This window comes from Devosia sp. P1_H9 (assembly GCF_056405135.1).
The window spans coordinates 27,100-49,554 of record NZ_JBFUCQ010000018.1; the positions used below are offsets into that span (position 1 = coordinate 27,100).

General features: G+C 66.9%; 18 protein-coding genes and 1 pseudogene. 10 read left to right on the top strand and 9 right to left on the bottom strand.

The window, feature by feature from the left end:
* The first annotated feature begins 27 nt into the window (after positions 1-27).
* Genes AC1DYL_RS22175 through AC1DYL_RS22185 form a run of 3 tightly spaced genes read left to right on the top strand, consistent with a single transcriptional unit; the run spans position 28 to position 2,142 of the window.
* On the top strand, positions 28-1,020 hold the full coding sequence (locus tag AC1DYL_RS22175; protein ID WP_477174806.1) for an XdhC family protein: 993 nt from the start codon (positions 28-30) through the stop codon (positions 1,018-1,020).
* Entirely contained in the window at positions 1,007-1,576 is a 570-nt protein-coding gene (locus tag AC1DYL_RS22180; protein ID WP_477174807.1) for a nucleotidyltransferase family protein, read from the top strand. The genes AC1DYL_RS22175 and AC1DYL_RS22180 overlap by 14 nt, the downstream gene beginning before the upstream one ends.
* Positions 1,573-2,142, top strand: a complete 570-nt coding sequence (locus AC1DYL_RS22185) for a uridine kinase family protein (protein ID WP_477174808.1) — start codon at positions 1,573-1,575, stop codon at positions 2,140-2,142. The genes AC1DYL_RS22180 and AC1DYL_RS22185 overlap by 4 nt, the downstream gene beginning before the upstream one ends.
* Before the next feature lie 4 nt (positions 2,143-2,146).
* On the opposite strand, the gene AC1DYL_RS22190 is transcribed toward AC1DYL_RS22185, so the two are convergent.
* From AC1DYL_RS22190 to AC1DYL_RS22200, 3 genes are read right to left on the bottom strand one after another with little or no spacing between them, the layout of a single operon-like run.
* A complete protein-coding gene (locus AC1DYL_RS22190; RefSeq protein WP_477174809.1) occupies positions 2,147-4,270 on the bottom strand; it encodes a molybdopterin cofactor-binding domain-containing protein in 2,124 nt (707 codons plus the stop codon).
* Positions 4,267-5,220 carry an FAD binding domain-containing protein gene (locus tag AC1DYL_RS22195; protein ID WP_477174810.1) on the bottom strand — a complete coding sequence of 318 codons (954 nt, stop codon included), beginning with the start codon at positions 5,218-5,220 and terminating at the stop codon, positions 4,267-4,269. The genes AC1DYL_RS22190 and AC1DYL_RS22195 overlap by 4 nt, the downstream gene beginning before the upstream one ends.
* On the bottom strand, positions 5,217-5,759 hold the full coding sequence (locus AC1DYL_RS22200) for a 2Fe-2S iron-sulfur cluster-binding protein (protein WP_477174811.1): 543 nt from the start codon (positions 5,757-5,759) through the stop codon (positions 5,217-5,219). The genes AC1DYL_RS22195 and AC1DYL_RS22200 overlap by 4 nt, the downstream gene beginning before the upstream one ends.
* A gap of 210 nt (positions 5,760-5,969) precedes the next feature.
* On the opposite strand from AC1DYL_RS22200, the gene AC1DYL_RS22205 reads away from it, so the two are divergent.
* The 7 genes and pseudogenes from AC1DYL_RS22205 to AC1DYL_RS22235 all read left to right on the top strand — a co-directional run bounded on the left by AC1DYL_RS22205 (position 5,970) and on the right by AC1DYL_RS22235 (position 14,595).
* Positions 5,970-7,991 (top strand): DUF5107 domain-containing protein, encoded by a 2,022-nt coding sequence (locus AC1DYL_RS22205; RefSeq protein WP_477174812.1) that lies wholly within the window; start codon positions 5,970-5,972, stop codon positions 7,989-7,991.
* Complete coding sequence (locus tag AC1DYL_RS22210; protein ID WP_477174813.1) at positions 7,992-8,861, top strand: transcriptional regulator; 870 nt, start codon at positions 7,992-7,994, stop codon at positions 8,859-8,861.
* Positions 8,861-10,906, top strand: a complete 2,046-nt coding sequence (locus AC1DYL_RS22215; protein ID WP_477174814.1) for an ROK family protein — start codon at positions 8,861-8,863, stop codon at positions 10,904-10,906. Before AC1DYL_RS22210 ends, AC1DYL_RS22215 begins: the two co-directional genes overlap by 1 nt.
* The gene (locus AC1DYL_RS22220) at positions 10,903-12,195 is read left to right on the top strand and encodes a class II D-tagatose-bisphosphate aldolase non-catalytic subunit (RefSeq protein ID WP_477174815.1); all 1,293 of its coding nucleotides are present in this window, start codon (positions 10,903-10,905) and stop codon (positions 12,193-12,195) included. The genes AC1DYL_RS22215 and AC1DYL_RS22220 overlap by 4 nt, the downstream gene beginning before the upstream one ends.
* Before the next feature lie 282 nt (positions 12,196-12,477).
* Complete coding sequence (locus tag AC1DYL_RS22225) at positions 12,478-13,359, top strand: amidohydrolase family protein (protein WP_477174816.1); 882 nt, start codon at positions 12,478-12,480, stop codon at positions 13,357-13,359.
* Positions 13,360-13,540: 181 nt separating this feature from the next.
* A pseudogene (locus AC1DYL_RS22230) lies at positions 13,541-14,143 on the top strand (enolase C-terminal domain-like protein); the annotation flags it as partial.
* Entirely contained in the window at positions 14,137-14,595 is a 459-nt protein-coding gene (locus AC1DYL_RS22235; RefSeq protein ID WP_477174817.1) for an enolase C-terminal domain-like protein, read from the top strand. The pseudogene AC1DYL_RS22230 and the gene AC1DYL_RS22235, both read left to right, overlap by 7 nt.
* A gap of 3 nt (positions 14,596-14,598) precedes the next feature.
* Here the strand turns inward: AC1DYL_RS22235 and AC1DYL_RS22240 are convergent, their stop codons facing one another.
* From AC1DYL_RS22240 to AC1DYL_RS22265, 6 genes are all read right to left on the bottom strand, one after another.
* Positions 14,599-15,663 (bottom strand): DUF4185 domain-containing protein, encoded by a 1,065-nt coding sequence (locus AC1DYL_RS22240; protein ID WP_477174818.1) that lies wholly within the window; start codon positions 15,661-15,663, stop codon positions 14,599-14,601.
* Positions 15,663-16,784: an ABC transporter ATP-binding protein gene (locus AC1DYL_RS22245; protein ID WP_477174819.1), complete on the bottom strand. Its 1,122-nt coding sequence runs from the start codon at positions 16,782-16,784 to the stop codon at positions 15,663-15,665. Before AC1DYL_RS22245 ends, AC1DYL_RS22240 begins: the two co-directional genes overlap by 1 nt.
* On the bottom strand, positions 16,784-19,339 hold the full coding sequence (locus tag AC1DYL_RS22250; protein WP_477174820.1) for a GH116 family glycosyl-hydrolase: 2,556 nt from the start codon (positions 19,337-19,339) through the stop codon (positions 16,784-16,786). The genes AC1DYL_RS22245 and AC1DYL_RS22250 overlap by 1 nt, the downstream gene beginning before the upstream one ends.
* A 13-nt stretch (positions 19,340-19,352) precedes the next feature.
* Positions 19,353-20,207 (bottom strand): carbohydrate ABC transporter permease, encoded by an 855-nt coding sequence (locus AC1DYL_RS22255; RefSeq protein ID WP_477174821.1) that lies wholly within the window; start codon positions 20,205-20,207, stop codon positions 19,353-19,355.
* 5 nt (positions 20,208-20,212) lie between these two features.
* Positions 20,213-21,109 carry a carbohydrate ABC transporter permease gene (locus tag AC1DYL_RS22260; protein ID WP_477174822.1) on the bottom strand — a complete coding sequence of 299 codons (897 nt, stop codon included), beginning with the start codon at positions 21,107-21,109 and terminating at the stop codon, positions 20,213-20,215.
* Between the two features lie 75 nt (positions 21,110-21,184).
* Positions 21,185-22,438, bottom strand: coding sequence for an ABC transporter substrate-binding protein (locus AC1DYL_RS22265; protein ID WP_477174823.1), 1,254 nt, complete (start codon positions 22,436-22,438; stop codon positions 21,185-21,187).
* Between the last annotated feature and the right edge of the window lie 17 nt (positions 22,439-22,455).

Genomic DNA, 22,455 nt, shown 5'->3' on the forward strand with positions numbered 1-22,455 from the left:
TGCACGCCTTGACGCTTGGAGGAGCGAATGCTGGCCGAGGAGGTCCCCGTCGAAACGACTCTCGCGCCTGCCGCCTTCGCGGGGATGAACCGCGAGATGGCGCCGTTCGCTTTTCTGGCCCGCGCCCGCTCGCTAGGCATTCCCGGCGCCCTGGTCAGCATATCCGCCATTGACGGCGGCGCGCCCAAGGCGATCGGCACCAACATGGCAGTGCTGGCCGATGGCCGGCATCTCGGCCATGTCTCGGGCGGTTGCGTCGAGCCGGCCATCGCCGCCGAATTCGCCCCGCTGGTTGCGGCCGGCAAGGACCAGGTATTCCGCTTCGGCAAGGGCTCCCGCTTCATCGATATCCGCTTCCCGTGCGGCGGCGGCGTCGACCTGCTGCTGCACGCCTCCCCGCCCGACGAACTGCTGGCCGCTGCACTGCAGCGCTTCGAACGCCGCGAGGCCTTCTCCATCGCGTTCGACCCGACCCGATCCAGCGCCGCGATCGTCGAAAGCGCCGCGCCCACCGGCTGGCACGACGGCCTTTTCATTCGCCGCTACCAGCCCCGCACTCGTCTGCTGCTCGTCGGCCGCGGCCCCGAGTTCGAGGTCATGGCCCGCGTCAGCACGGCCGCGGAGTTCGACCTCCACCTCGTCACCCCCGACGAGAGCTCTGCACTGGTACTCGCCAGCCTCGATGTGCCGGTCGAGCTCCTCAAGACCCCGAGCCAACCGGTGGAATTGCCGATCGATCCGTGGACGGCGACGGTGCTGCTGTTCCACGAGCACGAGTGGGAAAACGCCATCCTGGCGCGCGCTGCCACTGCCGGCGGGTTCTACCTGGGTGCCCTAGGCAGCGTACGCACCCACCAGATGCGCCGCGAGCGGCTCGCCGCAATGGGTGTGCCACCGTCGGCGATCGACCGCATCCGCGGCCCGATCGGGCTCATCGATCGCGCCCGCGATCCGGGGATGCTGGCGCTCTCGGTGCTCTCCGAAATCTCAGCCATCCGCGCCCAGCTTGACCGGCAATAGCACCATCGCCGTGGTCGTCCTTGCCGCCGGCCTCTCGAGCCGCTTCGGCAGCGACAAGCTGCTGCATCCGCTCGCCGGCAAGCCGCTTGCAGCACACATCGCCGACGCCCTCGCTGCGATGCCCCTGGCGTATCGCCTCGCCGTCTGCCCACCCGAACCATCGGCGCGCGCCGACCTGTTCCGCGCCCGCGGCTTCGAACTCATCCCCAACCCCGAGCCGCAGCGCGGCATGGCCTCGTCCCTGGCGCTCGGCGCCCAGCGCGCCCTCGACCTCGGGGCCGACGCCCTCCTCGTCTGCCTCGCCGACATGCCCAACGTCACCGGCGACCACCTGCTGCGCCTGATCGCAGCAGCGGCAACCAGCGACACTGCCGCAACGGTCTTCGCCAGCACCCGCAGCCCACCCGCGATCTTCACCCGCCGGCTATTCGCCGAACTGGCAGCGCTCTCCGGCGACCACGGCGCCCGCCACCTCCTCGCGCAAGCCACCCTGATCGAGGCGCCGCCCGAACTGGCCCAGGACTTCGACACGCCGGAGGATTTCACCCGGACATGATCGACTTCGACCAAGCCGTGGCGATCGCCAGCCGCCCTGACACGCGCCTCATTGCCATCGATGGCCTGCCGGTCTCCGGCAAGTCGACCCTCGCCGACCGCTTCGAGACAGCGCTCGGCGCCCAATGCCTCTATCTCGACGATTTCGTCAGGCCGGAAGCCGAGTGGCGCGGCCAGGCCGTTCCCGCCTTCCCGTTCAGCTACATCCGCTACGACGAATTCCTCGACGCCGTGCGAACCCTTGCCCGGGGCGAGACGATCCGCATCCCACTCTACGACTGGAGCAGCGGCCGGGTCGGCGACGACCACCGCGAGATCCGTCCGGGCGGCCCGGTGATCGTCGAGGGCGTATCGTCCCTCCACCCCGACCTCGCGCCGCTCTACGACCTGCGCCTATGGGTCGAGAGCGATCCAACCACCACCCTCTCCTCCTCCCTCGCCCGCGGCGTCGGCGACTGGGAACACGAATGGCGCGACCTGTTCCTGCCCAGCGTCGAACTCTACATGCAGACCGAGCCCAAACGGCGCGCCGACCACCTCGTCGCCGGGCGCGGCGCCGGCCAATAGCCATTCAGCGCGTCGGCAACCCCGGGAGCAGCTTCGCCAGCGTGATCGGGAAATCGCGGATCCGCACCCCAGTCGCATTGTAGACCGCATTCGCCACCGAGCCGCCGGTCCCACCGGCTCCCAGCTCGCCGATCCCCTTCACCCCCAGATGGTTCGCCCGCTCGTCGAAATCCTCGAGCATGATGGCGTCGATATCGGGGATATCGGCATGCGTCGGGATCAGGTACTCGGCGAAATCGCCGTTCACCCAGCTGCCATGCCGCGGATCCACCAGGCCTGCCTCGTGCAGCGCTGCGCTGACACCCCAGATCATCCCGCCGATCAGTTGCGAGCGCGCCGTCTTGGCGTTGAGAATGCGCCCGGCCGCGAACACCCCGAGCATCCGCCGCAGCCGCACCTCGCCGGTGTCCACATCGACCCCGACTTCGGCGAACGACGCGCCATAAGTGTACTGCGCGAAGTTCTGGTAGTTCGGGTCGTGCTTGTTATCGAGCGTCTTGCCCAACTCCTCGACCCCATCCGGAAAATGCCGCCGCACCTCGGCGAACAGATCGTTGTAGCTCGTCCCCGCCACCGCACCGATCCGCTCGCGCAAAGCCTTGCAGGCCCGGTCAGTGGCGACCGTGGTATTGGCCGCTCCCCACGATCCACCCGCCCCATTGCCTTTGGGGTGGTCGGTCCGCGCCAGCTCCACCCGCACCTGGCTCATCGGCACGCCCAGCGCCTCCGCCGCCACCTGTGCCACGATGGTGTAGGTGCCGGTGCCGATATCGGTCATGTCCGAGCGCACGATCACCCAGCCATCCGGGTCGATCCGCACCAGCACATCGGCCGATGTCTGGAAATGCCCCCGCATCGACGACGCAACGCCATAGCCCACCAGCCATCGCCCATCCCGCCGGCTCGCCGGTCGCGTCGGCCGATCCCGCCAGCCGAACCGCTCCGCCCCCTCTCGCAGGCAGTCCGCCAACCGCCTGCCGCTCAGCGGCAGCCGCTTGTCCGGATCCATGTCCGTGTCGTTCCTCAGCCGCAGCTCCACCGGATCGATGTCCAGCTTCTCAGCCAGCTCGTCCATCGCCGACTCGAGCACCATCAGCCCCGGCAACTCGCCCGGCCCGCGCACCGGCTCGCCCGCCCGCAAATCGAGCGCCTTGTGCGCCTGCCGCGTCAACCGGTTCGGCGCCGCGTAGAGCGCCTTGCCTACCGATGAAACCCCCTCGTCCCACGCCTCGTCCGCCGTCACCTGGATGAGCGCCTCATGCCCCAGCGCCGTCAGCCGGCCATCCGGCGTCGCCGCCAGCCGCACCCGGCTGACCGACGCCGGCCGGTGCCCAACCAGCGTGAACACCTGCCGCCGCGTCATCATCACCTTGACCGGTTGCCCCAGCGCCATCGTCGCCAGCGATGCCAGCACCGCCTCGGCATGCAGCACGATCTTCGAGCCGAACCCGCCCCCGACAAAGGCGCTGTCGATCGTGATGTCCTTCACCTCGAGCTTCAGCGTCGCCGCCAGCCCGACGATCAGCTGGTTCAGCATCTGCGCCGTGAGGTACAGGTTGAGGTGCCCGTCCTTCCAGTCGGCGAGGCAGGCATGCAGCTCCATCGGCTGCGAGAAATGGTAGGGCGTGGTGTAGGTCTCATCGACCGTCACCGGCCCCTCGCGCATCGCCGCGTCGACGTCGCCCGCCTGTGACGGCCGCCGCCACCGCGTATCCGGCCCGAAATCGCCCAGGTCATACTCACCCGGCTCCGCCTCATACTCGACCTCGATCAACCCCGCAGCGGCCCGCGCTTCCTCAAAACTCTCGGCCACCACGAACGCCACCGGCGCGCCATAGTAGCCGACACGATCGCTCGCCAGCTCCGGCCGGGCCCGGTCCATCATGTCGCCGTCGATGCCCTCGGCCGGCCCCTGGTCCGGCGCGTTCTTGTGCGTCCACACCAGCCGCACCCCCGGCGCCGCTTCCGCCGCCGTCGTCTCGATCCGGGCAACCCGGCCCTTCGCAATGCCCGCCCCAACGATGTAACCGTAGAGCGCCGGCCCTGCGTCCTGCCGCTCGTACGAATAGGCGGCCCGTCCGGTAACCTTCACCGGCCCATCGGTGCGGCTGATCCCCTCGCCGATCATCGCGCCACTCCCGCCTGCGCCAGCGTCGCGGCCAGCGTCCGCCGCGCCAGCGGCAGCTTGTATGCATTGTCGGCGGTCGGCCTCGCACCAGCCAGCGCCACATCGGCGGCGGCATCGACATCGAGGCCACCCTCCGCCGCCTCCACCCGCCACGGCCTATGCGCCAGCCCGCCGAACGCCAGCCTGTCGATCGCCCCATCCAGCCGCGCCACTAACGCCACCGTCACATTGGCGAACGCATACGACGCCCGCTCCCGCACCTTGCGGTAAAGCTGTACCCCGCCGATCGGCCGCGGCAACGTCACCGCCGTAATCAGCTCACCCGCCTCCAGCGCCGTCTCGATATCCGGCGTATCGCCTGGCAACCGATGAAACTCCGCGATCGGGATCGACCGCACCCGCCCACCCGCGCCAACCGTCTCCACCGTCGCATCAAGCGCCCGCAGTGCCACGCACATGTCCGACGGGTTCGTGGCGATGCATGCGTCACTCGCCCCGAGCACCGCCAGGTTGTGGCTCAACCCACCGATCGCCGCGCACCCCGAGCCGGGCCTTCGCTTATTGCAGGGCATGTCGGTGTTGTAGAAATACGGGCAACGCGTCCGCTGCATCAGGTTGCCCGCCGTCGTCGCCTTGTTGCGCAGCTGCCCCGAAGCCCCGGCGAGCAGCGCCCGCGCCAGCAACGCATAGTCCCGCCGCACCCGCAGGTCCGCGGCAAGGTCGGCATTGCGCACCAGTGCCCCGATCCGCAACCCGCCCTCGGCCGTCGGCTCGATCCGGTCCAGCCCCAGCCGGTTGATGTCGATCAGGTGCGCCGGCGCCTCGATCCCCAGTTTCATCAGGTCGAGCAGGTTAGTGCCACCGGCGATGAACCGTGCATTCGGTGTCGCAGCGGCCGCCTCCACCGCCTCCGCAGCTGTCGTCACGCGCTCATAGCTGAACGGCCTCATGCGTCGTCCCCCGCCACATCGCGGATCGCCGCGATGATGTTGGGGTAGGCGGCGCAGCGGCAGAGGTTCCCGCTCATCCGCTCGCGAATCTCCTCGTCGCTCAGCGGTATCGCCGCCTCTAGATCACCGGTCACCTGGCTCGGCACCCCCGCCCGGATTTCCTCGAGCACCGCCAGCGAGGAGAGTATCTGTCCCGGCGTGCAATAGCCGCACTGGAACCCGTCGTGCTTCACGAATGCCGCTTGCATCGGATGCAGCGCCTCCGGCGTCCCCAGCCCCTCGATGGTCGAGATCTCGTCGCCCTCGTGCATCACCGCCAGCGTCAGGCAACTGTTGATCCGGCGCCCGTTCACCAGCACCGTGCACGCCCCACACTGCCCCTGGTCGCAGCCCTTCTTGGTTCCCGTCAGCAGCATGTGCTCGCGCAGCGCGTCGAGCAGCGTCACCCGCGGATCGAGCGCAAGCGTCCTGATCTCGCCATTGACGCTCAGCGTCACCGGCAGCCGGGACGTCGCGGTCCCGTCACGCGCTGCAGACATTATTTCCCCCTCAAGAAATGCACGGTCGAGCCTAGAGCGCTTTCAAGAAAAAGCCAGTCCCGTGGTGGGATGCACCGGCCCTTCCGTGATCCTCCCCCGCGTGGCGGGGGACGATCGCTGAGCGTCCAATGTAGTTTCACAAACATCCATGTTGCAAAACTACAGCCGCCGTGTACTTTCGCCCCGCCGCTGCGGCCAAGGGAGGGGAAAATGAACAAGATCAACACGGGAGCGACACGGATCGCCGCCACGTCCCGCCAAATGCCGATGTCCCGGCTCGGCGGCCCCAGCACTCTGCCTCGCTTCCGCTGGCAACAGCCGACGCTCGACAAGAACACCCCACCCAACCGCGACCTGAGCCCCGAGGAAAGCTCGCACGGCTTCCAGTGGGGCAAGGATTCCATCCTGCCCTACCAGATTTACGACGACTACGACCGCTCCCAGGCGCCCGGCGAGATGCAACTGGTGACCATCGAGAACGGCCGGCTGCGCGTCTCCGTCGCCCCGCAGTTCGGCGGCCGGCTCATGGAAATGCGCGACCTGAAGCTCGGCCGCGACCTGGTCTTCCGCAATCCGGTGTTCCAGCCGGCCAATCTAGCGGCGCTGAACGCCTGGTTCTCCGGCGGCATCGAGTGGAACGGGCTCATTCCCGGGCACACGCCGTTCACCTCCGCCCCGGTCTTCGCCGGCATCGTCGAAACCGAGCGCGGTCCCGTATTGCGGCTCTACGAGTTCGACCGCATCGTCGAGGCGACCTGGCAGATCGACCTGTTCCTGCCCAACGACGACGATCGCCTGTTCGTCCACGGCCGCATCGTCAACAGCACCGAGGCGACCAAGCTCGCCTACTGGTGGACCAACGTCGCGGCGCCGATGTCGAAGGGCATGCGCGTGCTGAGCCCCGCCGACTATTCGATCGAGCATGTGCTGCCCGGCAATGAGCTGGCCCGCTTCGAGTTCCCCGATCCGACCCGCTTCGACGGCTCCTACCCCGACCGCTGGCGCGACTCGACCTCCGTGTTCTTCCGGAAGCCCGACGCCGACCGGCTGTTCATCGCCGCCCTCGACACCGACGGCGTCGGCCTGGCGCAGACCGCAACCGCCACCCTCAAAGGCCGCAAGTTCTTCTATTTCGGCACCGGCGCCGGCGGCCAGCAATGGATGGATTACCTCGCCCGCCCCGGCGAGGGCGACTACATCGAGATCCAGAGCGGCATCGCCCCCACGCAGAACCAGCGCTTCGAACTCGCGCCCAACAGCGAAGTGCACTGGACCGAGGTCTATGGCGCGCTGAGCGTCGATCGGGCTCAAGCGCATGCCACCGATTACCAGCAGGCAGTCGGCGCCGCGGCCAGGGCCGTCGATACGCGCTTCCCCGCCGCCGAACTCGCGAGCGTCGACGCATTCCTCACCGAAGTGTCGCGCCGTCCGGTGACGCAGCGCCTCGCCGGCGGCTCGCCCTGGGGCGGCCGGCAGGAGAAGCTGACCGGCAGCCCGCTGGCCCCGGGCCTCGATTTTGCCGTGCAGCATCCAACCGATTGCTGGGACGAGCTGGTCACTACCGGACGCTTCTCCGAGGCAAGCCTCAAGCGCGTACCCGCCGACATCGCCGTCTCGCCCGTCTGGGTCAAGGCGCTTGAAGCGAGCCGCGACAAGTCCGGCGATACCTGGCTCCATGCCCTGCTGCTCGGCATTGCCGCGCTCGACCGTGAAGACCGCGAGACGGCGCGAACCCTGTTCGACCGCTCCATCGCCCTGCGGCCGACCTGGCTCGGCCGGCGCCAGCGAGCTCTCGTCACCACCGATCCCGACGCAGCCGACAGCGACTACCTCGCGGCCTGGGCGGGCGGCGACGCGCCACCGGCGCTGGCCGCCGAAATAGTCACGCTGCTCGTCAAGCACGGCCGGCTCGAGCGGCTGCGTGCCTTCGCCTCCGCCCTGCCGGCCTCGGCCCTGACCGACGAACGGGTGCACCTGGGCCGCGCCATGGTCGCGGCCGGTGAAGGCGACCTAAACCTCCTCGAACGGCTGCTCGATCGCCATTTCGCCACGGTGCGCGAGGGTGAGAACCTCCTCGACGAGCTCTGGGTGGCGCTGCAGCGCGGCCGGCTGCAGCAGGCGCTCGGCCGCGCGCCCTCACCCGCCGAACTTGCCGAACGGCTGAAGCAATATCCGGTGCCCGCACACCTCAATTTCCGCATGCGGGCCGCCGACGAAGCCGGGGGTCGATAAGTGTCGAACGCGGCGGCGCCGCGCCCCGCCACCTCGCTGATGCAGAGCATCTCGCAGGAGCTGTCCGGCTTCAACAAGGCTTTCCAGCTGGTCGGCGCCTACCTCGTCGCCTCACCCGAGGCCTTCATCCGCGAGCCACTGCAGGAAATCTCCCGCGCCGCCGGCGTCAGCGAGCCGACCGTGCTGCGGTTCTGCCGCCACTTCGGATACAAGGGGCTGCCGGATTTCCGCATCGCCCTGGCCATGTCGCTGGCCCGCGATGCCGGCCAGAGCCCGTTCGTCGAACCGGCAGTGACCGACAAGGCAGTCGTCAACCTCGGCGCCAAGCGGGCGATCGCACGCTTCGCCTTGTCGCTGGCGGGCAGCGACCGCTCGATCATCATCGACTCCGGCTCTACCACCCAGCTATTCGCCGAAAATCTCCGCGCTGCCCCAGGCCTCGTCATCATGACCACCGGCCTCAACATCGTCGAAGCCTTCCGGGGCGCCACCCAGCACACCGTCATGCTGCCCGGCGGCACCGTGCGCTTCGAGTCCAACTCGCTCTCCGGCCGCATGGTCGAAAGCACGTTGGCCGGCATGCGCTTCGACGCCATCTACTTGGGCGCCGACTCGATCGACCCGGTGCTCGGCCTCAGCACCTTCAACGAGGCGGAAGCGCACCAGAATGCCGCCATGGTCAGCGTCAGCCAGCGCGTGATCGTCCTCGCCGACTCCACCAAGTTCCGCGCTCCGGCCCTGCATCGCATCTGCGAGCCCGATCGCATCCACGCCGTGATTACGGATACCGGCCTGCCCGACGAAACCGCCGAAATGCTCGAACAACGCGGCGTCACCGTTCACCGGGTCGAGCCGGAAGGAAACAACTGATGACCGACGCATACCTCAATCCCGCCGACCTCGACCGCTGGGCCACCACCCGCGAGATCAAGCGCCAGCCCGCCATCTGGCGCAGCTTCGGCCCGAGGCTCGACGGCATCGCGACCAAAATCCGCGGCTGGGTCGCCGCCCGCCGCCCCGACGAGATCTGGTTCACCGGCGCTGGCACTTCAGCCTTCATCGGCGAAACGCTGGCCGCCTACCTGAACCAGGCCGCGGGCCCCGCCCGCTATCGCGCCATCCCGACCACCGACCTGATCGCCGCGCCGCGCAACTTCCTCCGCCCCGGCGTCAAGCTGCTGGTGGTCTCGTTCGGCCGCAGCGGCAACAGCTCCGAGTCGATCGGTACGCTCGACCTCCTGGCGGCGCACGCCCCCGAGGCCGACCGCCTGCACATCACCTGCAACGCCAACAGCGCCCTCGCCCGCACCGACAATGCCGGCCCCGGCGAGCTGCGCAACATCGTGCTCCCGCCCGAAACCGACGACAGCGGCTTCGCCATGACGTCGAGCTACACCACGATGCTGCTTACCGCCCTCGCCTGCTTCGACCCCACCCCGCCGGCGCCGGTGACTGATCTGCTGGCACGGCTCGCCGACGGTGCCGAACAGCTCATCTCTGGCCAGCTAGACAAGCTCATCGCCCTGCCGATCCCCGAGCGCGCCGTCTTCCTCGGCTCCGGCCCCCTCACCGGCTCGTCGCGCGAGAGCGCGCTGAAGGTGCTTGAGCTCGCGGCCGGCCAGATCCCCACCTCCTGGGATTCGACCCTCGGCTTCCGCCACGGCCCCAAGGCCATCACCAACAGCAAGACCCGCGTCTTCGTCCTCCTCTCCTCCGACCCGCACACCCGCCGCTACGACACAGACCTCGCCACCGAAGTCGCGGCGCAGTTCGGCGCCGACATCGTCTCGCGGCTCGGCGACCCGGCTGCTGGCGCCGACATCGCCATCCCCTCTATCGGCAACGACGCCTGGTCCTCGGTACTCTACGTCATGGTGGCGCAGCTACTCGCCGTCATCTGGTCCCACCGCCTCGGCATGACCGTCGACAACCCCTTCGCCTCGGGCAACCTCACCCGCGTCGTCGCCGGCGTAAAACTCTACCCCCTGCCCGAAACCGGCCCGCAAGTGTTCGGCGCCATCGACGTCGGCGGCACCAAGATCGAAGCCTGCCTGTTCAACAACAAGCTCGAAGTGCTGGAGCGCCGCCGCCTCCCCACCGCCAAGGGCAGCTACGAAGAACTGCTTGAGGCCATCGAAGGCGCCGTCACCTGGCTCGATGACACAGCGGGCAGCAAAGTCGCCCTCGGCGTCGGCCTGCCCGGCCTGATCGACCCTGCCACCGGCATCTCGATGACCTCCAACGTCCCCGCCACCGGCCACACCCTCAGCGCCGACCTCTCGACCCGCATCGGCCGCTCAATCCCGGTCGAGAACGACTGCAAGTGCTTCGCCCTGTCCGAAGCCAATGGCGGCGCCGGCGCCGGCTACCGCACCGTCTTCGGCCTGATCCTCGGCACCGGTGTCGGCGGCGGCGTCTGCGTCGACGGCAAGCTGGTGGTCGGACACAACGGCCTCCCCGGCGAAGTCGGCCACTTCGGCCTCCCCGCCGAACTGGTCCGCCGTCACAACCTCCCCATCCTCGCCTGCGGCTGCGGCCGAATTGGCTGCTACGAGACCCTGCTCTCCGGCCCCGGCATGGCGCGCATCGCCGAACACCTCACCGGCGCCGAAGTCGACTCGGCCGCCATCGTCGCCCAGGCAGCAGCCGGCGACGTCGCGATGGGCAAGGTGCTCGACATCTGGTTCGACATCCTCGCCGAGCTCATCCACACCATCCAGCTCACCATCGACGCCGATTGCGTGGTTATCGGCGGTGGACTGTCAAACATTCATGGTCTAGCGCCAACGCTTTCCCGGACTTTCACCCCGCGAATGCTCAAAGGTGTGCGCCAGCCAGCCTTCGCCACCGCCCGTTTCGGCGACGCCAGCGGCGTTCGCGGCGCCGCCATGCTGGTCACCCGAGGCACCAAATGAAGCAGCTCCGCGACCTCATCGCCCGCAACCGCAAAGGCTCCGGCGAGGCCCTGCCCTCGGTCTGTTCGGCCCACCCAGACGTACTCGCCGCCTCGCTTCTGCTGGCCGACGAGTGGGACGTCCCCCTGCTGATCGAGGCCACCAGCAACCAGGTAAACCAGTTCGGCGGCTACACCGGCATGACCCCGCCCGACTTCATCGCCTTCGTCCACGGCCTCTGCGCCCAGACCGGCGTCAGCCCCAACCGCGTCCTCTTCGGCGGCGATCACCTCGGCCCACAAGCCTGGCGCGACCAGCCCGCCGAGATCGCCATGGCCAACGCCCGCGACCTCGTCGCGGCCTACGTCAAAGCCGGCTTCACCAAGATTCACCTCGATTGTTCAGAGGGTTGCGCCGGCGAGCCCGCAGCCGTCGGCGACACCATCAGTGCCGCCCGCGCCGCCGATCTCGCCGCCGTCTGCGAGGCCGCAACCGCCGATCCGTCATCCCTAAGCTACATGTTCGGCACCGAAGTCCCCCCGCCCGGAGGCGCCCGCGCCGAGGAAGGCCCGATCGGCATCGCCCCCACCGAGCCCGCCAACGCCCGCGCTACCATCGCCGCCCACCACGATGCCTTCGCCGCCCAAGGCCTCGATCACACCGCCTGGCAACGCGCCGTGGGCCTCGTTGTCCAACCCGGCCTGGAATTCGCCCCCGACCACATCCACCGCTTCGACCTCGCCGCCCCCGACCTGCTCTCCCCGGTCCTTGAAGGCCACGACGGCCTGAGCTTCGAGGCCCACTCGACCGACTACCAGTACTCCGACGTCTTCCCGGCCCTCGCCCGGCGCCACTTCGCCGTGCTGAAAGTCGGCCCCGCTCTCACCTTCGCCTACCGCCAGGCGGTCTACGCGCTGGACGGCGTGGCGACTTGGCTCGCAGCCGATGCACCGCGCAAGCCCATCGCCCCGGTGATGGAGGTGCTGATGCTGGAGAATCCCAGGAACTGGGCCAAGCACTACGCCGGCGACGCCGCGACCCTGAAGCTTCTGCGCCACTTCAGCTACGCCGACCGCATCCGCTACTACTGGGCGCAGCCCCGTGCGGCGGAAGCCGTAGAGCGACTGCTGGCCAGCCTCGCCACCGCCAAGCCGGCAGCCCCGCTGCTCGAGCAGTACTTCGCACCAGAGGTGATCGCCCGTGCCGAGCGCCTCGAAGCCCGGTCGCCCGATTGGGCTCGCGCACTGATCTACGCCCAGGTCCAGACTGCGCTGGTCCCGTATTTCGCATGTATCGGTGTCGCAACCTGACCAACCGTCTTTGACGGCAAGTCACTTATCCGGCAAGCGTTCCACATGGCCGAATGGCAGTCCGGCTCGGCCGCGGGTAATACAATAAATACAAACATTTAGCCCCATCGAGACGTAAGTTGTAGCCACTGCTCCGTTGACTCACTTCTGGTGTGGGCGTTCATTATTCCAACGCCCACATTCCACCCACGGACCTGGATGGAGCCCCCACATGGAGACCCATCCCGGCGCCCGGCCGAAATCCTGGCCGGTCGAAGAAATGTCGGCTGCATTGAGGGCGAAATGCTGAAAGTCATCGATCCGCACATCCACCTGTGGGACCTCTGGACCCGTATCTACCCGCATTTCGAAAAGCCCGGCAAAGGCGGAGCCAATGCCGCGATCTCGCGCAGCTACCTGCTCGAGGAGTACCTCGAAGAAGGCGGCAACGAGATCGAGATCGCCGGCGCGGTGCATGTCGAGGCCTTCCCCACCGACCCGGTGAAGGAATCGGAGACGCTGCAGGCCGTCGCCGATCGCAGCCCGGTGCCGATCGTCCTGGTGGCGCACGGCGACCTTGCGGCGCCAGACTTCCCGGCCTTGCTCGACCGCCACGCGGCTTTCCCGATCTTCCGGGGCATCCGGCAGGTGGTGAACCGCCACGCCGACCCCAAGCTCAACTACATCGCCCGCGACCTGATGGATGAACCGGGCTGGATCGGCGGGCTGAAGGAATTGGGCCGCCGCGGCCTCTCGTTCGACCTGCAGCTTTACCCGCACCAGATGGCCCAGGCGGCCAAGCTAGCCGCCGACGCCTCGAACACGCAGATCATCCTCAACCACGCCGGCATGTGGGCCGACCGCGACCTCGCCGGTTGGAAAGCCTGGAAGGCCGGGATGCGCGAGCTCGCGTCACGACCGAACATCGCGGTGAAGATCAGCGGCCTCGGCATGCTCGACAAGGCGTGGACCACCGAGAGCTTCCGCCCGCTGGTGCTGGAGACGCTGGAGATCTTCGGCACCGAGCGGGCGATGTTCGCCTCCAACTTCCCGGTCGACAAGCTGACCAGCGATTTCCCGACCCTGTGGAAGGCATTCGCCAAGATCACCGAGGGCGCGTCCGAGGCCGAAATGGCTGCGCTGTTCCGCGACAATTCGAGGAAGTTCTACCGCATCCCCAGCTGATTTCTGACGGCGCAGCTGTCCGCCTCGACATACGGCGACCAGGAGATTGTTCGTGAAAATCAAAACTATTGAAGCCTTTGCCATCACCAACCCGATTGCCGGCGGCAACTACGACAAGGACAAGGAAACCAGCACTGCGCGCCGGCCGCCCTGGACCAAGGACGCCGAAGTCGCCAACCCGATGTCGCGCTACCCGCGCTACAAGGCCCTGCGCTCGAGCTGGAACAACGCCTTCCCGGCGGTCGGCGTGATCGTCACCGCCGACGACGGTTCCTGGGGCTTTGGCGTCACCGGCTACGGCCAGCCGACCATCAGCCTGATCAACGACCATATCGGCCCGCTGCTGCACGAGGAGAACGCCCTCGCCACCGAGAAGCTGTGGGACATGATGATGCGCATCACGTCGCCCTACTCTTCGTCCGGCCTCGCCTCCTACGCCATTAGCGGCATCGACCTCGCGCTCTGGGATTTGAAGGGCAAGGTGCTGAAGCTGCCGGTATACGAACTCGCCGGCGGCGCCGCCCGCGACAAGCAGTTCTGCTACGCCACCGGCAACGATACCGACTGGCACATGGAGCTGGGCTTCAAGGCGACCAAGCTCGCCTGCCCCTATGGCACCGCCGACGGCCTCGAAGGCCTCGACAAGAACGAAGCCTTCGTCGGCAAGGCGCGTGAGCTGATCGGCCCGCATGTCGAGCTGATGCTCGACTGCTGGATGGCCTTCGATGTCGAGTTCGCGGTGCGCCTCGCCCACCGGCTGAAGCCGTTCAACCTCAAGTGGATGGAAGACTGCCTGATCCCGAGGACCATACCTCGCACAAGGCGCTGCGCGAACGCCTACCGTGGCAGACGCTGGCCACCGGCGAGCACTGGTACACGCCCTACACCTTCTTCGAGGCGGCCAAGGATCGCGTCGTCGACATCTTCCAGCCCGACATCAACTGGGTCGGCGGCTTCACTGCGGTGCAGAAGATCACCGCCATCGCCGATGCCTCGGGCCTCGAAGTGATCTGCCACGCCGGCATGAACACGCCCTATGGCCAGCACTTCAACTACTCGGCGCCCAACTCGCGCTGGGGCGAGTACTTCGTCGGCGGCGCCCCCGGCATTCCGCTCAAGCAGACCAACAACTACCCCGGCATGGCCGTTCCCAAGGATGGCTTTGTCGTCGTCAGCGACGAGCGCGGCTTCGGCCACGGCCTGTCGAAGGAGGCCATCGAGAAGATGGTGCTCTGAGCCTCAGCGCGGCGTCAGCGTCGCCTTCATCACGTAGGTGTTGTACGGCCCGAACTGGCTCATCACGAACCAGAAGCTCAGCCCATCCTCGGAAATCCACGACGGGGTCATGTAGGCGCCGTAGGCTTGGGCGTAGTCCGACCCACGGGCCAGCACCTCGGGCGCCGACCACGGCCCCTCCGGCCGCTCGGCGAAGCGCAGTTCGATCGCTTCGGAGAGCTCGTTGAGCGTCGTGTACATCCAGAGCTTGATGCCGGGGTTCCAGACCAGCGAGCCTTCACCAGCGCCGGGCCTGATGACTTCCGCAGCCAGCGCCCGATCGGCGACCCAGGTGGCGCCGTCGAAGTATTCCCAGGCCTTGGTCTCCAGCACCTTATCCGCCGCGACCCGGCCGACACGAGCGCCGGAGAAGCGACCGCACGGCGTGCCGACCGCATAGACGTACTTGCCGTCCTCATTGCCCGCGCCCGGCTGGGCCGACAGCGCCAGCATGTTGAAGCTCGACTTGAAGCTGCCGAACTCCTCGGGCCCTGGGCTCCAGGTCTTGCCACCATCGGTCGACGAGATGAAGCGCGACCAGTTGCAGAGCCAGACGCCGCCCATCGAGGAGAAGCCATTCACCGACATGTAGTGGAGGTACAGCGTGTCGCCGACCGCCACCATGGCGGTCGGGATCTTGGTCTGCTCGCCCTTGAACGCGTCCTGGTGCGCGCCCTTGGCGACTTCGACCGCCTTGCCGTCCTCACCGGTGACCCAGTCGTCGATGACGATGCCGTCGGAGGCATCGAGGTCCGAGGTGAAGGCGAGGACGTTGGAGCGCCAGTTCGGCCCGAAGCGGATGCAGGCGTTCTCGTTCCAGCCGAAGGTGTCGCCAAAGGCCATGACGATCCTGCCGTCGATCTCGGCCATGGTGCCGAGGTCGGTGCCGCAGATGTCCGGCCCTTTCATCGGCGCCAGCGCGTTGGGGCCGGTGAGCGCCTTCACCTTTTCCGAAGTGACGCTGTAGTCGGTGGCGAAGGCCGGGCTGGCGGCGAGGAGGGCGGCGACGGCGAGAGTTAGGAGGCGCATCAGGCGATCTTCTTCATGTAGTCGTCGGTCCAGGCGCGGGTGGGCTGCAGGGTCAGCCCGTTGGAGTCGAACACGTGGGTGAAGGCGTCGGCGATCTCGAAGCGCAGCGTGTCGCCGCGTTGCGTCGCGAGGATGCCGCGCATGGTGGCGGTGACCGGCTCGCCGCCGGGGGTCTTGCCGTGCAGCACCGTTTCGGCCCCCAGCACTTCGGTCGAGACCACCTCGACGGCGAGCGATCCGTTGGCGGTGAGGACCAGGTGCTCGGGGCGAATGCCGATGGTCACGGCATCGCCGGCTTTCACTGCCCCCTCGCGGCGGGCAAGGCTGAGGGTGGGGCCGCCCGTGTTGAAGGCGACGGTGAGGCGTTCACCCGCTTCGGTGACCTTGGCACCAAAGAAGTTCATCTGCGGCGCCCCGAGGAAGCCCGCGACGAACTGGTTGCGCGGCCGGGCGTAGAGCTCCACCGGCGCACCGGTTTGCTCGATCACACCCTCCCGCAGCACCACGATGCGGTCCGCCATGGTCATGGCTTCGACCTGGTCGTGGGTGACGTAGATCATGGTGGTGCCGAGCCGGCGGTGTAGCGACGAGATCTCGGAGCGCATCTTCACCCGCAACTCGGCATCGAGGTTCGACAGCGGCTCGTCGAACAGGAACACCTTCGGCTCCTTCACGATGGCACGGCCGATGGCAACGCGCTGGCTCTGGCCGCCCGAAAGCTGGTTGGGCCGGCGCTTCAACAGATGCTTGATCTGCAGGATGTCCGCGGCCTTGTCGACGCGAGTGGCGATCTCGGACTTCGCGAGCCTCTGGTTCTCGAGCCCGAAACGGAGGTTCTCCTCGACCCTCATGTGCGGGTAGAGCGCGTAGGACTGGAACACCATGGCCATGCCGCGGGCCGAGGGCAGCAGGTGGTCGCAGCGCTCGCCATCGAGCCAGATCTCGCCGCCGGAGGTTTCCTCGAGCCCGGAGATCATCCGCAGCAGGGTGGACTTGCCGCAGCCGGAAGGGCCGACGAACACGGTGAAGCTGCCATCGTCGACGGTCAGGTCGATGCCGTGGATGACCTCGAGGGTCTGGAAACTCTTGCGGACCTGCCGCAGCTGCAGTTCGGCCATCATCAGCCTCCGAGGGTCAGGTCAGCGGTGTCGCCGGCCGCGAGCTTGCGGCCGATGCGGGCGGTGGTGCCGGCGAAGCTGAGGTCCGTGAGATCGAGGCTGCCGTAGCGGACCTCGAGGCGGACGAGGTTGCCGGTGCGGCTGACGACGCCCCAGCCCTCGCCCACCGACCAGAACCAGCTGCCGTCGCCCTTGTCCTTGGGCGCAAAGCCGATGGCGCCCCTGGTGAGATCGTAGCTGAAGCCGGACCAGGCGTTGACCAGCGCAAAACTCGACATCGAGCGCGCGTAATAGCTGCCGCACTCGATCTCGTTCCACGGGTTGCGGCGATAACCGTCATGCCGGGCGCGCGCCGTGCGGACGATGGACAGCCCCTCGTCGGTGAGGCCGCGGAAGATCAGGTGCGAGGCGAGCATGTATTCGAGCCCGGTCCACACTTCCTCGGAATACGGCGCGGGAACTGCCGGCTTGGTGGTGCCTTCGGGCCAGGTGGCGATCAGCACGCCGCCTTCGTCCTCGTAGGCGTAGACGCGGCAGGGATTGAAGTGGCCCTTCAAATCGGCGCGGTAGTTGTGGCGATAGGCCGAGGCAAGCGCGGTCTTCACCTTGTCCGGGTCGAGGAAGCTGCCGAGCCCAGCTAGGTCGGCATGCCACTGGCCGAGGATCTGGTCGGTCGCACAGCCATCGTTGAACTGGTACTTTATCTCTGCGTACTCGTCGGACCAGTACGTCTCCATGAAGCCATCGGCGATGACGCCGACCTTGCCGCTGGCCTTGTCGAACTTCTCGATCAGCGCCTTGTCGCCGAGGTCGGTCTTCTGGATGAAATAGTCGCCATTGAAGAGCTCAGCGTTGAGGTAGTCGGCGCCCGCCTGCCCCATGCGGTCGAGCTCGGCAACGAACGCCGTATCGCCGGCGGCCCGGCCCATCTCGGCGCCCGCCTTGAGCGCCGCGACATACATGGTCGACAGCCAGGAGTTCGGCCCGAACAGCTCCATGTCCAGCGTATGGTGCTGGCGGCCCCACAGGATCCCGGTGCGCTCGGGATCCCACTGGTCCGGATTATCGGCTGACCAGGCATACTCCAGCGCCGCCTTTACCCTCGGCCAAAGACCCTTCAGCCACTCGGTATCGCCGGAGATCTTCCAGTCGCGAAAAGTCTTGATGATCGAGCCGAACTGGCCGTCGGCGCAGGGGTTGAGCGGGAAGAAGGCCGAGCCGAGCGGGATGATCTGCCGGAAGGTCAGGCCGCCATTGGGCAGCTGGTTGTAGGTGTAGTCGGTCTCGCGCAGCGTGCGCTCGAGGCCCGGGAACAGGTAGGGCAGCGTCTGCTGGTAGTTCCAGACATGCGTGCAGCTGCCCTCGCAGCTGCCCTCGTTGGTGAACTGGCCCTCCCAGGCCCAGAGCTCGCCATTCTCGAGCCGCATCACCGTGGCGGTGCAGAGGATGCTCATCGTACCCTGCACCGCGTCGACGATATCGACCGGCAGCGAGGTGCCGAACAGCGTATCGCGGAAGGCGAAGGTCGGGGCGCGGAGTTCATCCCAGCGCGCGAAGGCTTCGGCGAGCACGGCGCGGCTGTCGGCCCACTGGCTGGCGTAGTAGTTGCGCCAGGTGCCGGTTTCGCCGTTCAGCTGCCCCTGCCGCCAGTAGACCTGCCCGACTGGAAAATGCCAGCTGATGGCGAAGCGGATGGTTTTGCTCTCGCCCGGCGCCACGGTGATGCGCGCGGCGATGGTGCCGTGCTCGGGCTGATCGAACATATTCTTGTTGAGCCGCGGCTTGTCGTAGTGCCGCTCCGGCAGCCGGCCCGGCCGGGCGAACTCGCGCCAGAACAGGTTGAGGTCATCGAACCACTGGCCGCGGAAGTGGTAGTCCATGTGGTCGACATCGGCGGCATCGGTGGCGATCGACACGTCGCCCAACTGCCAGTCCGGCAGCTCGTCGGCGGCGGTGAGCAGCAGCGACTTCACCTCGCCCTGCTCCGCGTAGCTGTGCCGGCCGTTCTGGCAGCCGTGGTTCCCGAGCGTGCCGCCGATCGTGTAGTCGACCGGCGTCGTACCGGTATTGGTGACCTCGATCTCGAACATCGCCGCCGGCAGCGATGAATCGCGCTCGTTGGTCGGGATGAACGGGCTCCAGGCAGTGAGCTTCACCTGCCCAGGGAAGCTCGCGTCGTCGAACGCCACCTCCGCCACCGGGAACGTGCCGGTGAATGTCGTGCCCTCGAAATGCGGCACGCCGGCCAGCGTATTGCGATTGGCGCCCCAGCCGAACCCGTCAAAGAATTTCCGCGTCGTCGGCGACCCGGTCGGGAGCCCCTCATACGGCCCATTGAGCACCCGCGCATCGAGCAGTTCGCCCTCCGCCTCCGCCTTGATGGCGAAGTGGCTGTAGCCGTTGAAGCTCTGCAGCCCCGGCCGGTTGCGGATCGACCAGTCGACCAGCCGGCCGCTGCCCGAGAGCGCCAGGCCCCCGGCACCAATGCCGCCGAGCGGGAAGGCAATGTGGCGCGTACGGTCGCCTTCGTAGATGAAACGCGGATGGGTCTTGGTCATCTGAAAATCCATGTCAGGCGCGGATGCCCGAGAAAGTGACGCCCTCGATCACCATTCTCTGGGCGACGAGGAAGAGGAGAACGACGGGGAGGATGGCCATGCTCATCGCGGCCATGACGACCGACAGGTTGCCCTGGCTCATGTAGCCGCGGAGGAGATCCATCGCGATCGGCAGGGTCATCGACGCCTGCGACTCGATCAGGGCCCGCGGCTGGAAGTACGAGTTCCACGCGCCGGTGAAGGTGATGATGGCCAGCGCGCCGAGCGCCGGCATCAGCTGCGGCAGCGAGATGCGCCAGAAGATCTTGAAGTAGCCCGCGCCATCCATCAGCGCCGCTTCCTCCAGCTCCTTGGGCTGCGAACGCAGGAACTGGCGCAGCATGAACACCCCAAAGCTGGAGGTCAGTCCCATCAGCACGAGGCCGAGTGGGTTGTTGAGCAGCCCGAGCTTGGCGTAGCCGAGATAGATCGGCAGGATCGTCACCTGCGCCGGGAACATCAGCCCGATCAGCATGACGAAGAACAGGCTGTCACGCCCCGGGAAGCGCAATCGCGCATAGGCGAAAGCAGCGAGCGTGCAAGTCACGAGCTGGCCGATGGTCACCAGCACAGCGACATAGAGGCTGTTCCAGTAAATCCTGAGGAACGGCACCGAAGATTCGAGCACCGTCTGGTAGTTGGCGAGATCGAAGCTCGGTGGAAAGAAGCTCGGCGGCATCTTGTAGGCTTCGGCAGCCGGCCGGAACGACATCGAGAACAGCCAGAAGAACGGCATCAGCATCAGGATGCCCATCAGCAGCAGCACCGCGATGATGGCGCGATCGACCCACTTTTTGGCTTCGCGCGTCTGCATTGTCTTGGTTTGCATCGCAGTTACTCCCGCACCCAGCGGCGCGAGCCGATGATCTGGATGATGGTGATGGCGAGGACGAGCAGCATCATGATGACGCTGACCGCGGCCGCGTAGCCGAGCTCAAAGCTGCCGAACGCCTCGTCGACGAGGTAGATCGACAGCGACCGCGTGGAGTCGCCGGGGCCGCCGCCGGTGAGGATCATGATCGACTCGAACACCTGCAGCGCGCCGATCGAGGCGAACACGATGCAGAAGAACAGCACCGGCGAGATGTAGGGCAGCGTGATCCGGCTGAAGCGCCGCCACGGTGACGCGCCGTCCATCGACGCCGCATCCATGATCGGCTTGGGCACGCCCTGCAGCGCCGCGATCAGGATGATCATGAAGAAGCCGGTGTTCTTCCACACGTCCATGATGACGATCGAGGTCATCGCCACCTTCGACGACGAAACCCACGGCACCGCCGGGATGCCGATCTGCTGCAGATAGTAGTTCAGCACGCCGAAATCGAAGCTGTAGAAATAGCTCCACACCACCGCGACGAACGCCGCCGAGATGATCACCGGCAGGAAGAAGGCGAGACGGAAGAAGTAGAGCAGGAATTTCGGCATCGCCCGGTTCAGCGCCAGCGCCAGGATCAGCCCCACCGCGACGTTGAAGGTGACCGCGAGGAAGGCGAAGCGCAGCGTGTTCCAGAAGATTTCGAGCGACCGCGGCTCGGTGAGGAAGCGCGCGTAGTTCTCGAACCCCACCCAGTCGGCGCCGAAGCTGATGTCGTAATAGGTGAAGCTGAGGATGATGGTGATGACGACAGGCGCCAGCACGAAGGCCGCGTAAAGCAGGATCGAGGGCAGCACGAAGATGTAGCCTGCCTGCATCTGCGCTTTGCGGAGGTCGGATAGTCGTCGCTTCGCCATAACCATCTCGGGCCGGAGAGAGATCAAGTGCCCGCGCCGAACCCAAGGGTCCGACGCGGGCAGTCCGGGGGAGGACTACTGGGTGACGCGCTTGATGCGCTCGAACGAGCGGGTCAGTTCCTGGTCCGCCTTGGCGACGGCATCAGGGATGGTCATTTCGTCGGTCATGATGGCGTTGAAGTAACGCATGAAGATCTGGTCGACTTCCTGGAAGTTGGCCGGCGACGGCACCGCATGGGTGGTCGGCAGCGTCTCGTAGTAGAGCGGCGCCGACGGCGGGAACTTCAGGAAATTCTCGGTCTCGGCCGCCGACTTGCGGCCCGGCACCGCGCCGCCGAGATCACCCTCGGCAACCTGCGTCTCGTAGGACAACAGCTCCGTGACCAGCGCCTTCGCCAGTTCCGGGTTCTGCGCCTTGGACGAGATGCCATAGGCACCGAAGCCGATGACCGTGTCGTTGCTCACCTTGCCCGGCTGCACCGCGATATCCATGTCGAGCTTCGACGCAATCGCGTTCTGCACGATCCAGTGGCCGCGAGAGATCATGGCGATCTGGCCGGCGAAGAACTGGTTCTCAACGCCCTCTTGTCCCGGCACCGGCGAGACCTTCTTGGTGTGGATCAGGTCGTAGAGGAACTGCAGGGTCTCGGCGACCTTGGGGTCCTTCATGTTGGAAGCCGACCAGTCCTCGGTCACCGGCGAGGTGCCGTTCGAGAGGAACCACGGCATCAGGCCGAAGAAGAACGCTGGGACCTCGTAGCCGAACTGGGTGACGTTGCCGTTGGCGTCGCGCTTAGTCAGCTTTTCGGCGATCGCGGCGAACTCGTCCCACGTCCAGGTCTTGCTGGGCGCGGGGATGCCCGCTTCGGCAAAGAGCGCGCGGTTGTAGTTCGTCATGATGTTGTTCCAGGTCGAGGGGATGAAGTAGGTCTTCCCCTTGTACTTGGTCAGGTCGAACAGCTTGGCGTCGAAGTCGGAGAAGTCGCCCGTGGCGATGTAGTCGTCGAGCGGGATGAACAGGTCGCGCGCCGCAAAGCTCTGCAGCGTCTCGACCGCCGTGTGATAGACGTCATACTGCTCGCCGGCATTGTACTGCTGCAGCACGCGCGACACGAAATCGCCCCACCCGCCGCTGATCGGATCGACGCCGATCTCGACCTCGACATTGGGGTACTTGGCGTTGAAGCGCGCCACCGCGTCCTGCGTCGACTTGAGCTGTGCCTCGCCGCCGAAGGTCATCAGGCGGAGCTTGCCCGCCTCGTCCGACTGGGCCAGCGCGGGCGACACCAGCCCCGCCGTGAGCAGCAGAGCCGCCAGTAATTTCTTCATCTCGTCCCTCCTCTGTC